A 13,018-nucleotide genomic window follows, 5' to 3' on the forward strand; every position below is an offset into this window, starting at 1 on the left:
CCGGGATGCGTTATTCGTTCGGTGCTTTTACTCGTAGCGCAGCGCCTCGGCGGGCTCAATCTGCGCGGCGCGCCAGGCGGGGAACAGGGTCGCCAGCAGGCTCATCAGGATTGCCGCGGTCAGCACGGTGACGGCGTCCGCGGTCCGGAATTCAGAGGGCAGGAAGCTGACGAAGAAAACCCGCGGATCAAAAATCTTGGCACCGAGGACATTTTCCACCCAGCTCACCATATCGGTCAGGTTGAGGGCAATCAGGATACCCAGAAGCGCCCCGGCGACGGCGCCGATAATCCCGATGGCGCTGCCCTGCACCACGAACACGCCCATGATCTGCCGCGATGTCAGCCCCAGGGTGCGCAACACGGCGATGTCCGAGCGCTTGTCGGCCACCATCAGCACCAGCGCGGAAACAATATTGAATGCGGCCACCGCGACAATGATCATCAGCATCAGTGTGACCACGGTTTTTTCCATTTTCACCGCCTGGAACAGGCTGCCCTGGGACTTGCTCCAGTCTTCACCGCTGAAGCCCTCACCCAGCTCATCCGCATAACCGGAAACCCTGCCCAGGGCGTTGTTCATATCGTCGAAGCGCAACTGCAGGCCCTGTGCCCTGCCGGGCATTCGCAACAGGCGGCCCGCATCCTCGATATGCACCAGGGCCATGCTCTGGTCCACCTGGGCACCGACAGAGAAAACACCGCTCACGGTAAATCGCTTGGTGCGGGGAAAGATACCGGCCGGGGTAATCACCACTTCCGGCAGGGTGAGGATGACACTGTCCCCGGGAATCACATTGAGCTGGCGCGCGAGGATACGCCCCAGGACGATGTTGTAGCTGCGCGGCTGCAGGCTGTCGAGGCTGCCCAGCACCATGTGCTCCCCCACCTCGCTGACATTACGCAGGGCCACCGGATCCACACCCTGGAACTCCACCCCGTGGCTCTCATTGCCGGAACCGAGCAGGGCAAAGCCGCGCACAAACGGGCTCGCTGCCTCCACATGGGGCTGCTGCACCAGTTGTTCGGCGGCGCCGCGCCAGTCCTCCAGGCCTCCCTCTTTCTCCACAAAGCCGTGGGGCACCACGCTGAGGATCCTGGTTTTGAGTTCACGGTCAAAACCGTTCATCACGGATGTCACCACAATCAGGGCCATGACACCCAGTGCCATCCCCAGTAGCGAGAAGCCGTTGATAAAGGAAATAAACTGCTGTCGGCGGCGGGCGGCTACGTAACGCAGGCCGATAAAGAGGGGGACGGGACGGACCCACATAATTCACATAACTCCATTGCGGGGCGGTTGTGGCGCTCTGTTCGCCCATTGCGGCCAGTGGCCATCCGCCCCCGGACCAGCAGGGCCCTGCAGCCCAGACTGGCCACCGGCTGCCCAGCGACATCCCGGCAAGCCTAAAGAGGCGATCATAAGACGTGATTTAAACGGATATGGCGCGAGAAATCCAAGGAATTGGACACATTTACCGCTTGTTGTATCCCTTCAGCTTTTCCCGCAACCGGTCCAGGTCAGCCTCACCCCAGCCCTGCGGTTCGGTCAGTGCCAGCCAGGCACGGACGTAGTCGGCCGGGGCATAGCTGTGGCCGAAACCCATCGGCGCGATACCGGCATGCATGTCCGCCGCCAGATGGAACATGGTGACGATGGGATACCACTGCAGGTCCGGCGAGACTTCGGGCCCGCGCGGCTTGTTCATCCACGCCGGCTTGCTCCACAGCGCATCCGGGGTAAAGAACACTATCGGGTCGCTGGAGTGTTGCAGGAAGGCAAGGCGGAAATCCCCCCAGGGGGCGCTGCCCCGGTCATAACCGCCGAAGTGATTGCCGAACCGCACCACGGCACCGTCGCCAAACTCGGGCAACCAGGCGGGGGAGCCGGGATCGCGGTTGGCGGTAACCGCGCGCCAGGTATCGGTGCGGAATGGCGGCCCGGTCCACAGGGCACCGTGGAAGGGATCATCAATGATGTCGTAGAAGTCGAATGAGCGGTCGGAATTGAGCGCGCCCAGGCTGAGGCCGAAGAGGTACAGCCGGGGCCGGGAATCGCGCGGCAGCGACCGCCAGTGCCCGTATATGGCCTGGAACAGGGCCTCAGCCGACTCCCGCCCGTAGGCGTCTTCCGTCATCAGTGCAATCGGGCTCGGCAGGTAGGAGTACTGCATTGCCACGCTGGCTATATCACCCCGGTGAAGGAACTCGACGGAATTGATGGCTCCCGGGTCCACCCAGCCGGTCCCGGTAGGCGTAATCAGGATCACCACCGAGCGCTCAAAGCCCCCGACCCGGATGAACTCATCCAGCGCCAGTTTGGCGCGCGCCTCCGGCGTTTCCGCCGCATTGAGCCCCACGTAGACGCGGATCGGCTCGAGGGCCCTGCCAGCCACCTCGCGGATATCGGCCTGTGTCGGCCGCAGGGCCAGGTACTGCCGCCCCTGGTGCCCCATATCCTGCCAGCGCACTAGGGAGTTGGCGCCCCCGGGGCTATCCGGGTTCTCGGGGGCCGGCATATCCGGCGCAATGCGCGCATCGAGTTTCTGGTAAATCGAATCCGTGACCCGCAGGCCGGTATTAATCAGGACGTCGTTGACTGCCGCCCAGAACAGCGCGAATGCCGCCACCAGTCCCAGCAACAGGGAGACCCGCCGGGGAATAAAGCGTTCCAGGTGGCGGGACAGGAAGCGCATGATGCGGCGGAACAGCCGCGCCAACAGGAGAATCACCAGGAAAAGCGCCAGTGCGGCCAGGGTGATGGTCACCGGCCGGCCGCTGTCCACGTCCTCCAGCCCCATGAGGGACCGCACGGAATTCTGCCACCCGGTTGCCTGCCAAAGGAAAGCGAGGGCCAGCAACACACAGGCCACCGCTGTGACCCAACCGATCACCCTGCGGGCACCTTCACGGGGAACAGGCAACTCCAGGAAGCGCCACAACCACACCAGGAGCACGCCGATGCCATAGCCGGCGGAAAATGATATCCCCGACACTATGCCCTGCATCACGGCATCGCGGGGGATCAATGAGGGAGTCAGTGACAGGGCAAAGAAGATGGTGCCAAGCAACACCCCGGGTATGGAGAGGAAATGGGCGAGTCGCATCCGTGACTATCCGCAGGACAGGATTCTTCTCTCAGCCTAGCACAGGCAATCCGATACCCCGGCCAGCGCTGCTGACCGGTCCCGGGCCAGACTAAAAACGTGAATAATGCCAAATGTTTAGGCACAATATCTGCTTTAATGGCTGCAAAGCTGGCCAGCTTGAGAATAACGACAGAACCTGTTCGCCGGAGAACAAGAATGCACAACAAACCGACTAACCGTGACGCCCTGCCCCGCCTCGGAATGCTGGCAGGTATCCTGGCACTCGGTATCTCAGTGGGAAGCCTGGCTGAAACTGTTGAAGTACCCGTGGGGGAACAGGGCCAGGTCGCCGAGGCATCAACCATGCGCGGACTGGACAAGGACCAGGTAACCGCGCGCCTGGGCGAGCCGGTCGGCATCCAGGGCCCTGTTGGCGATCCCGCCATCTCGCGCTGGGAGTATGCGGATTTCTACGTGTACTTCGAGTGGGACAAGGTGCTGCACGTGGTGAGCAAGCCGCGGGGCTGAGGCCCGCCTGCGCCAGGAAATATGGCCTGGCGCCAACCGGGCCGCTCTGGCAGGGCCCGTCAGTAGAGAAAGGTCGCGGTTCCCGTGGCAATCAGCTCCCCGGCATCGTTGAGCAGTTCCATCCGGGTTACCACCAGCTTGTTTCCAGCCCTCAGGATGGAACCGTGGCATACGAACCGCTCCCCCCTGCCCGGCTTCAGGTAATCGACCCGCATATCCACGGTACCGAGCTTTGACAGCCGCTCGGTTTTCTCCTTCCAGTCAATATCCCCCATACGCTGGTAGGCGGCCACCATAGCCGTCAGCCCACCCACGGTATCCAGGGCAGTGGCGATCACGCCACCGTGCAGGATCTTCTTCCAGATATTGCCGATCAGCTCCGGGCGTAGCTCGAAGGATGCCGAAAGCCGCTGGTTCTCCAGGTCGAGCTCCTGCATCTGCAGCCCGATCTGCTGGTTGAAGGGAATCTGCTCAAAGAATCCCCTCACCAGCTCGCGGAACTCGCTGGGCGACGGTTCCGTCACAGGCGCATTACCCGGTTGAGCCCGTCCAGGGCGGCGCTGCGATAGGCCTCTGCCATGGTCGGGTAATTGAAGGTGGTGTTGACGAAGAAGTCGATCACGTTATTGGGCGACGGTTGCTTCATGATCGCCTGGCCAATATGCACGATCTCCGCGGCCTCGGCACCGAAACAGTGGATGCCCAGGATCTCATGGGTCTCGATATGGAACAGGATCTTCAGCATGCCCACCCGTTCACCGGAAATCTGCGCACGCGCGGTGTGCTTGAACAGTGCCCGCCCCACTTCGTAGGGCACCCGGGCGGCAGTCAGCTCAGACTCGGTCTGGCCCACGGATGAAATCTCCGGCAGGGTGTAGATCCCGGTAGGGGCATCCTCGATCACCCGGTGCCCGCGACCGGCGATAGCTGCGGCTACCGCCCTGCCCTGGTCGTAGGAGGCACTGGCCAGGCTCGGCCAGCCGATCACATCGCCCACCGCGTAAATGCTGTCCACGGCGGTGCAGTAGTGCTCATCGACCGTCAGCTGGCCGCGGTGGTTGGCTTCCAGGCCGACATTGTCCAGGCCCAGTGATCCCGTATTACCGGAGCGGCCGTTACACCACAGCAGTGCGTCCGCGTGGATACGCTTGCCGGACTGCATCTCCATGATGACGCCGTTATCGGTGGGCACCACCTTGGCGTACTCCTCCTGGTGGCGGACGGTCACGCCCATATCCCGCAGGTGGTAGCTCAGTGCGTCGGAAATCTCATCATCGAGGAATTCCAGCAGGCTGCCACGGGTATTGATCAGGTCGACCTTGATCCCCAGTGCGGCGAAGATGGAGGCATACTCGCAACCAATCACACCGGCGCCGTAGATCATCATGGAATGCGGGGTGTGCTGCATTTCCAGGATGGTGTCGCTGTCGTAAACCCGCGGGTGGTCAAAATTCACATCGGCGGGACGGTACGGGCGCGAGCCGGTGGCGATCACAAACTTGTCGGCCTTGAGTACCTCTACGGCGCCATCCTGCAGTTGTACCTCAACGGTATTGGCATCGCGGAAACGGGCTTCACCGAGAATCAGCTCAACCCGGTTGCGGGCATAGAAACTGGTGTGCATCTCCACCTGGTAATTGATGACCTTGTGCACCGATTCCATTACCTGCGGAAATGACAGCCGGCACGGCTCGCCCAGCGCACGGAACACCGGCTGGGTGTTGTAACGCATAAGCTGCTTGACCGAGTGGCGCAGGGCCTTGGACGGAATGGTGCCCTTATGGGTGCAGTTACCACCCACCGCCGGGCGCTTCTCGATCACCGCTGCGCGCATGCCTTTCTTGGCTGCGCTCATGGCCGCCGCCTCGCCGGCGGGGCCGGATCCGATCACTACCAGGTCAAATTTCTGTTCTGCCATCTACCAGCTCTTAATAGTTTTGGTTTTGTTTAGCGTAGAAGCGGCCCGGGGCCGCAAAACCGAACAGGCCGCAGGGTATCGCTGCCACGGGGCGCTCCTGCGGACTGGTTAACAGTTATTCTCAGTGCTTGCGGGTGGCGTCGTAGGCCAGGTCAGCCTGTTGCGCCAGCTGCTCCTGCCGCTCCTGCTCCTTGCGGCACTCATCATCGTCGCCACCGCAGATATCGCAGTTCTCCTTCAGGCCCAGGGTGTTCAGGCCACCGCAGGAGCCCTTCAACGGCTTGTTCTGGACGATGGCGCCGACCGCCATCCCCGCAATTACCAATACCATGGCAACGAAGGCAAAAATATAAACAGTCATGATTCAGACTCCTCCAGGTAGGGAGCAAATGCGCTGCTGTAACGCTCTTGGAAACCGTTCCCGGTTTTTACCAGCATGAAAACGGCCAAGCCCTCCCGCTCTGCCAATTGTAACCCCGCTTCCGCACCCATCACATTCAGGGCGGTGGCGAGGCCATCCGCCTCGGCACAGTTATCGGCAATCACCGTTACCGAGGCCAGTCGATGGGACAGCGGGCGGCCCGTGCGCGGGTCGATACTGTGCGAGTACCTGACACCATCGCGCTCGTAGTAATTGCGGTAGTCGCCGCTTGTAGCCACTGCACGGTTACTTACCCGCACCGGCTTGTGCACCACCTGCCCTGCGGCAGTGGGACTCTCGATGCCGATACGCCATTCCCTGCCATCCGGATTCCGGCCACTGGTTCGCAATTCACCACCAATTTCCACCAGGTAATTGGTGATGCCCTGCCCTTCCAGTAACAGCGCAACCCGGTCGACACCATGGCCCTTGGCGATGGCCGAGAGGTCGAGCTGCACATCCCGCTTGCGCGTCAACCGGTCCGGATTGCGCTGGAGCGCCAGTGCGTCCGACCCGATCTCGGCGAGCAGCCTGTCGATCTCCGCCTGCGCGGGCACCTGCTCGGGCTCGGCTGTCGGGCCGAAGCCCCACAGGTTCACCAATGGCCCCACTGTGATATCGAACGCGCCGTCACTGCGCCGGTAGATATCCAGCGACAGCTCCACCACCTTTGCCAGCGGTGCACTGACCGGTACCGGCTGCCCAACCGGCCCGCCATTGAAGCGCATCAACTCCGAGTCGGGGATATAGGTGGACATCTCCTGGTTGACAGCTTCGAGCTCACTGTCCACCAGTGCCTGCACCGATTCGCGATCAACGCCGTCGGGCGCATCCACCACGGTGATGTGATAGCGGGTACCCATGGTGGGTCCCGTCAGTTTCCAGCTCTGCTCCCCGGGGACACACGCCGCCAGTACCAGCACTGCGAAAACCGTACACACAAGCAAAAACAGGGCCCGGAATGCGGGCCCTGTTTTTGTTGTTATCGGGTGCTTAACTGCTCTGGGCAAATCAATCACTCCGATCAGCCGCCAAAGTCATCCAGCATGATGTTGTCATCCTCAACGCCGAGATCCTTCAGCATGTTGATAACAGCAGCGTTCATCATGGGCGGCCCGCACATGTAGTACTCGCAGTCTTCCGGTGCCGGGTGATCCTTCAGGTAGTTTTCATAAACCACGTTATGGATAAACCCGGTGTAGCCACTCCAGTTGTCTTCCGGCTGCGGATCGGACAGGGCCACGTGCCACTGGAAGTTATCGAACTCGTCCTGCAGGCCGTTGTAGTCGTCCTCGTAGAACATCTCACGCAGGGAGCGTGCGCCATACCAGAAGCTGATCTTGCGCGTGGAGTTCAGGCGCTTCAGCTGGTCAAAGATATGGGAACGCATCGGGGCCATGCCGGCACCACCGCCGATAAATACCATCTCGTTATCGGTGTCCTTGGCGAAGAACTCACCGAAGGGCCCGTAAACGCGGATGGTGTCGCCCGGCTTCAGGTTGAAGACGTAAGAGGACATCTGGCCCGGCGGCACACCTTCGGTGCGCGGCGGCGGGGTGGCGATACGGATGTTGAACTTCACCACGCCCTTCTCTTCCGGGTAGTTGGCCATGGAGTAGGCGCGTACCACCGGCTCGTCCACCTTGGACTCCAGCTTGAAGAAGCCGAAGTTCTCCCAGTCGCCACGGTACTCTTCATCGATATCGAAATCGGAGAATTTCACGTGGTGGGGCGGGGCCTCCAGCTGTACGTAACCACCGGCACGGAAGTCGACGTTCTCGCCTTCAGGCAGCTTCAGGGTCAGCTCTTTAATGAAGGTGGCCACGTTGGGGTTGGATTCCACAGTGCATTCCCACTGCTTCACACCGAACACCTCTTCCGGCACCTCGATTTCCATATCCTGCTTTACTGCAACCTGGCAGGACAGGCGCTTGCCTTCCTTCGCCTCGCGCGGGGTGAAATGGGCCGCTTCGGTAGGCAGCATATCGCCACCACCGGCAGTGACCTTACACACACACTGCGCGCAGCTGCCACCACCACCACAGGCGGAGGCCAGGAACAGGTTGTTGGCCGCCAGCGTCTGCAGCAGCTTACCGCCGGCCGGTACGGTGAGGGTCTTCTCACCGTTTACCAGGATGTTGACGTCGCCGGTGTTTACCAGGCGGGAACGGGCAACGAGGATTACCGCCACCAGTGCCAGCACGATGACGGTAAACATCGCAACGCCGAGAATAATTTCCAGATTCATCGTATTGCGCTCCCCCGATTAGATATCGATACCACCGAAGGACATGAAGCCGAGTGACATCAGACCAACGGTGATAAAGGTGATACCCAGACCCTTCAGGCCATCCGGTACATCACTGTACTTGAGTTTTTCGCGGATACCCGCCAGTGCGGTGATCGCCAGTGCCCAGCCGAGGCCGGCACCGAAGCCGTAGGCCACACTCTCGCCGAAGTTGTATTCGCGCTCCACCATGAACAGGGACGCACCCAGAATGGCGCAGTTCACGGTAATCAGCGGCAGGAATACACCCAGGGCGTTGTAGAGCGCTGGTACGTACTTATCCAGGAACATCTCGAGGATCTGCACCAGGGCGGCAATCACGCCGATATAGGACAGCAGGCCAAGGAAGCTCAGGTCAACGTCCGGGTAACCCGCCCACGCCAGAGCCCCGTCTTTCAGGAGATAGATGTAGATCAGGTTATTGACCGGAACGGTCAGGGTCAGCACCACGATAACCGCGATACCCAGGCCCACAGCCGCCTCGATCTTCTTGGACACTGCCAGGAAGGTACACATACCCAGGAAGAAGGCCAGAGCCATGTTCTCGACGAACACGGCCCGAACTACCAGAGAAATATAATGTTCCACTTATCAGGCCTCCTGCGCTTTGGTGTTGTGCGCAATCTTGAACTCGTCCTCTTCCACCTGCGCAGGCTTCCAGGTACGGATCGCCCAGATAAACAGGCCGATCAGGAAGAAGGCGCTCGGCGGCAGCAGCAGCATGCCGTTGGGCACATACCAGCCACCGTTATTGACGGTCTGCAGGATCTCGACGCCCAGCAGCTTGCCGGCACCAAACAGTTCGCGGATGACCGCCAGGCCAATCAGGATCACGCTGTAGCCAAGGCCGTTACCCAGGCCGTCGAAGAAGCTGGCCACCGGGCCGTTCTTCATGGCGAAGGCTTCCGCACGACCCATCACGATACAGTTGGTGATGATCAGGCCGACAAATACGGACAGCTGCTTGGAGATGTCGTAAGCCAGGGCCTTGATCACCTGGTCCACCAGGATTACAAGCGAGGCAATCACGGTCATCTGCACGATGATGCGGATACTGCTCGGGATCCGGGTACGAATCAGGGACACCAGTACGTTGGAGCAACAGACCACCACGGTCAGGGCCACACACATTACCAGTGTCACTTTCAGTGAGCTGGTTACCGCCAGTGCGGAACAGATACCCAGGATCTGCAGCGCAATGGGGTTATTGTTAAAAATAGGTTCCAGCAGAGTGTCTTTGACTTTCATGCTTACGCCTCCCCTGCTTTCAGGTTTTTCAGGAAGGGACCATAGCCCTCACTGCCGAGCCAGAATTCGATCAGGTTGTCGACACCCTTACTGGTCAGGGTCGCGCCGGACAGGCCATCGACCTTGTATTCAGCGTTCGGGGTGTTGCTGTCGACGCTACCCTTGATAACGCTCAGGGCAACATCACCATCCTGGTCGTACACTTCCTTGCCTTCCCAGATCGCCTTCCAGTTGGGGTTGTCGACTTCACCGCCCAGTCCGGGAGTTTCTTTATGCTCATAGAAACCCAGGCCGGCAACGGTGTTGAGGTCACTCTGCAGGGCCAGGAAGCCATACAGCTGACCCCACAGGCCGTAACCGCGGACCGGCAGGATGATCTTCTTCAGCTCACCGCCCTCTTCCACCAGGAATACTTCCTTGATGTTCTCGCGACGGATGATCTTGGCAACATCCTGCTCCGGGGTCAGCTTTTCGCTGGCATCCGGGACCTTGGCCGCTGCACGACCGCTGCCACCAGCCGGTTGCTCGTCGGTGAACTTGCCGGTGCGCAGGTCGACGAACTTCTTGGTGACGTTGGCAAATGCCTCTTCCACCGCCGCCTTACCGGCCTGGTCGGGATCGATCAGGCCACCGGCCAGCAGTACATTGCGCTTCAGGTCCAGCGCCGCATTGGCCTGCTGCATGGGTTTCAGCATAACGGCCGCGGTGGAGACCACGACGGAACACACGATACACAGCACCAGGGCTACGATCAGGGTTCCCTTGACAGTTTCTTTATTAGCCACGTGCCAACCTCCGTTTGATATGGGACTGCACCACGAAGTGGTCAAACAGCGGGGCGAACAGGTTGGCGAACAGGATCGCCAGCATGATGCCTTCCGGGAAGGCGGGGTTCACGACACGGATCAGCACGGTCATGACGCCGATCAGGATACCGTAGTACCAGCGGCTCATGTTGGTCATCGCCGCCGATACCGGGTCGGTGGTCATGAAGATCAGGCCAAACGCGAAACCACCGACTACCAGGTGCCAGTACCACGGCACATTGAAGAACGGGTTGGTGTCGGAGCCGATGAAGTTGAACAGCGTGGCGGTGGCCATCATGCCCAGCATGGTACCGGCAACGATGCGCCAGCTGGCGATCTTCATGGTCATCAGGATGGCACCGGCAATCAGGATCACAAAGGTGGAGGTCTCACCAATGGAGCCGTGCATGTTGCCGAAGAACGCATCCCACCAGGTCAGCGGACCGGCGGCAGCGGCCACCACACCGTTCTGGACACCCTCGTTGGCCAGCACAGACAGCGCGGTAGCGCCGGAGTAACCGTCGACGGCGGTCCACACCATGTCACCGGACATGGAGGCCGGGTAGGCAAAGTACAGGAACGCACGGCCGGTCAGCGCCGGGTTGAGGAAGTTCTTGCCGGTACCACCGAACACTTCCTTACCGATCACCACGCCGAAGCTGATACCCATACCTACCAGCCACAGCGGCAGGTCCGGCGGGCAGCTCAGTGCGAACAGGATGGAGGTCACGAAGAAGCCTTCGTTCACCTCGTGACCGCGCACTGCGGCGAACAGTACTTCCCAGATACCACCGACCACGAAGGTGACGAGATAAATTGGCAGGAAGAACATGGCACCGTAGACAAAGTTGTCCCAGGTGCTGGCCGGGTTGTAGCTGGTCAGCGCACCGATAATCGCGTGGCGCCAGCCATCGAACTCGGTAGTGCCCATATCGGCAATAATCAGGTTGGACTGATAACCGATATTCCACATACCCCAGAATGCGGCCAGCATCGCGCAGGCCCACACACTGATCATGATGCGCTTCAGGTCAATACCGTCGCGCACATGCGCGGTGGTCTTGGTGCGTTCGGCGGGCTGGAACAGGCCAGTGTCGATCGCCTCGTAAAGCGCGTAGAACTTTTCGTATTTACCGCCCTTGTGGAAGTGCGGCTCAATGGAATCGAGGAATTTGCGCAGCATCCTTAACCCTCCTTCTCAATACGGGTCAGGTTGTCCCGCAAAATGGGGCCGTATTCATACTTGCCCGGGCAAATGAAGGTACACAGGGCCAGATCTTCTTCGTCCAGCTCCAGCGCGCCCAGCTGCTGGGCAGTGGCGGTATCCCCCACGATCAGTGCACGCAGCAGCTGTGTGGGCAGGATGTCCAGCGGCATGATCCGCTCGTAGGCACCGATCGGCACCATGGCACGTTCCGAGCCATTGGTGCTGGTGGTGAAGTTGAACTTGCGGTTCTTGAACAGGCGCGAGAGGTAGATCGGCAGCGCGGAGAAGCGCTTGTTACCTGCGCGCAGGTAATGCAGGAACGGACGCTCATGGCCCTCTTCCAGCACGCTTACCTGGTTGGCGTAGCGGCCCAGGTAACCCAGTGGGCCACTGGCCTTGCGACCACCGAAGACGGAACCGGAGATGATGCGGTTATCGCCTTCCTTCAGGGAACCTGCGGTCAGCTCCTCGAGGTTCGCGCCCAGGCGGGTACGCAGCAGGCGGGCTTTTTCCACCTGCGGGCCACCCAGGGCCACCACGCGGTCGGTGAACAGGCGTCCGGTCTCGAACAGCTTGCCCACGGCAATGACGTCCTGGTAGCCAATGGTCACAACACTGCGACCCGGCTTGACCGGCTGCAGGAAGTGGACATGGGTACCGGACAGGCCGGCCGGGTGCGGGCCGGCGAAGGCTTCACGGCTGATACCGGCACCTTCCGGCACCGGGATATCGGCGTCCGGGGCCGTGCAGACAAAAGTCTTCGGCGCCAGCTTGGCCAGGATCTCGACCCCGCGGGAGAAGGCATCGCGCTGCTCGGCAATCACCAGCGCCGGGTCACCCGCCAGCGGGTTGGTGTCCATGGCATTGATGAAGACGGCTGAGGGCTCGGCATCCAGGGCCGGGACCTTGCTGTACGGGCGCGTGCGCAAGGCGGTCCAGAGACCGGACTGCACCAGGTTCTCACGAACCTGCTCCGCGGTCAGGGTTTTGAGCTGCTCGGCGCTGTAGGAAGCGAACTGCTCCGCCTCGTCGCCGTCAATCTCGATCACCACAGACTGCAGCACGCGGCGGGCGCCGCGATTAATGGCGACTACCTTACCGGCCGCGGGTGCGGTGTAGCGCACACCCTCGGTCTTCTTGTCGGTAAACAGCAGCTGCCCCAGTTTGACGCTATCCCCCTCTGCCACCGCCATGGTCGGCTTCATCCCGTGGTAATCGGGGCCGAGCACAGCGACGGTCTTGAGCGCAGGTCCATCATGGATGGCCTGCTCGGGCGCGCCGGATATGGGTAAATCCAATCCCCGACGGATCTTTCTCATACGCCTATGCCTAAGTTACTAGTTTAAGAAACTGTGCGAATACAGCTGTCAGACCGGTGACATCTGGCCCGGCCCGGGGGCTGTATCCAGGAATTCACGCTTTGCGAGGACTTAAACCGCAGTCACCCGATGGACGGGCGGGAGGAGCTAATCTCGGCGCACGGTGGCCCCACTAAAATCGCGCGCATTATAAAGA

Annotated in this window: 13 protein-coding genes; 1 reads left to right on the top strand and 12 read right to left on the bottom strand. The window is 60.8% G+C overall.

Annotated features, from left to right (window positions below; all coding sequences use genetic code 11):
* Window positions 1-27 precede the first annotated feature (27 nt).
* Both LVD10_RS01990 and LVD10_RS01995 read right to left on the bottom strand, forming a co-directional pair.
* Window positions 28-1,272, bottom strand: a complete 1,245-nt coding sequence (locus LVD10_RS01990) for a lipoprotein-releasing ABC transporter permease subunit (RefSeq protein ID WP_237061622.1) — start codon at window positions 1,270-1,272, stop codon at window positions 28-30.
* A gap of 202 nt (window positions 1,273-1,474) precedes the next feature.
* Window positions 1,475-3,106 carry an alpha/beta hydrolase gene (locus LVD10_RS01995; RefSeq protein WP_237061624.1) on the bottom strand — a complete coding sequence of 544 codons (1,632 nt, stop codon included), beginning with the start codon at window positions 3,104-3,106 and terminating at the stop codon, window positions 1,475-1,477.
* A 198-nt stretch (window positions 3,107-3,304) separates the two neighbouring features.
* Here LVD10_RS01995 and LVD10_RS02000 point away from each other — a divergent pair, with 198 nt between their 5' ends.
* Entirely contained in the window at window positions 3,305-3,616 is a 312-nt protein-coding gene (locus tag LVD10_RS02000; protein ID WP_232942748.1) for a hypothetical protein, read from the top strand.
* Between the two features lie 59 nt (window positions 3,617-3,675).
* Here the strand turns inward: LVD10_RS02000 and LVD10_RS02005 are convergent, their stop codons facing one another.
* From LVD10_RS02005 to LVD10_RS02050, 10 genes are all read right to left on the bottom strand, one after another.
* Window positions 3,676-4,140, bottom strand: a complete 465-nt coding sequence (locus LVD10_RS02005) for a thioesterase family protein (RefSeq protein ID WP_232942750.1) — start codon at window positions 4,138-4,140, stop codon at window positions 3,676-3,678.
* On the bottom strand, window positions 4,137-5,534 hold the full coding sequence (gene sthA, locus LVD10_RS02010) for a Si-specific NAD(P)(+) transhydrogenase (RefSeq protein WP_232942752.1): 1,398 nt from the start codon (window positions 5,532-5,534) through the stop codon (window positions 4,137-4,139). The genes LVD10_RS02005 and sthA overlap by 4 nt, the downstream gene beginning before the upstream one ends.
* A gap of 121 nt (window positions 5,535-5,655) precedes the next feature.
* Window positions 5,656-5,895, bottom strand: a complete 240-nt coding sequence (nqrM, locus tag LVD10_RS02015; RefSeq protein WP_232942754.1) for a (Na+)-NQR maturation NqrM — start codon at window positions 5,893-5,895, stop codon at window positions 5,656-5,658.
* Entirely contained in the window at window positions 5,892-6,896 is a 1,005-nt protein-coding gene (locus LVD10_RS02020) for an FAD:protein FMN transferase (RefSeq protein WP_237061626.1), read from the bottom strand. Before LVD10_RS02020 ends, nqrM begins: the two co-directional genes overlap by 4 nt.
* Before the next feature lie 83 nt (window positions 6,897-6,979).
* Window positions 6,980-8,203, bottom strand: coding sequence for an NADH:ubiquinone reductase (Na(+)-transporting) subunit F (nqrF, locus tag LVD10_RS02025; protein ID WP_232942758.1), 1,224 nt, complete (start codon window positions 8,201-8,203; stop codon window positions 6,980-6,982).
* A gap of 18 nt (window positions 8,204-8,221) precedes the next feature.
* Window positions 8,222-8,830 carry an NADH:ubiquinone reductase (Na(+)-transporting) subunit E gene (nqrE, locus tag LVD10_RS02030; RefSeq protein ID WP_232942760.1) on the bottom strand — a complete coding sequence of 203 codons (609 nt, stop codon included), beginning with the start codon at window positions 8,828-8,830 and terminating at the stop codon, window positions 8,222-8,224.
* Window positions 8,831-8,833: 3 nt separating this feature from the next.
* On the bottom strand, window positions 8,834-9,490 hold the full coding sequence (locus LVD10_RS02035) for an NADH:ubiquinone reductase (Na(+)-transporting) subunit D (RefSeq protein WP_232942762.1): 657 nt from the start codon (window positions 9,488-9,490) through the stop codon (window positions 8,834-8,836).
* Between the two features lie 2 nt (window positions 9,491-9,492).
* Window positions 9,493-10,275 carry a Na(+)-translocating NADH-quinone reductase subunit C gene (locus tag LVD10_RS02040; protein ID WP_232942764.1) on the bottom strand — a complete coding sequence of 261 codons (783 nt, stop codon included), beginning with the start codon at window positions 10,273-10,275 and terminating at the stop codon, window positions 9,493-9,495.
* Window positions 10,268-11,479, bottom strand: coding sequence for an NADH:ubiquinone reductase (Na(+)-transporting) subunit B (locus LVD10_RS02045; protein ID WP_232942766.1), 1,212 nt, complete (start codon window positions 11,477-11,479; stop codon window positions 10,268-10,270). Before LVD10_RS02045 ends, LVD10_RS02040 begins: the two co-directional genes overlap by 8 nt.
* A 2-nt stretch (window positions 11,480-11,481) precedes the next feature.
* Window positions 11,482-12,822 carry a Na(+)-translocating NADH-quinone reductase subunit A gene (locus LVD10_RS02050; RefSeq protein WP_232942768.1) on the bottom strand — a complete coding sequence of 447 codons (1,341 nt, stop codon included), beginning with the start codon at window positions 12,820-12,822 and terminating at the stop codon, window positions 11,482-11,484.
* Window positions 12,823-13,018: the final 196 nt, after the last annotated feature.

This window comes from Microbulbifer zhoushanensis, from assembly GCF_021729055.1.
In the GTDB taxonomy this organism is placed as follows: Bacteria; Pseudomonadota; Gammaproteobacteria; order Pseudomonadales; family Cellvibrionaceae; genus Microbulbifer; species Microbulbifer zhoushanensis.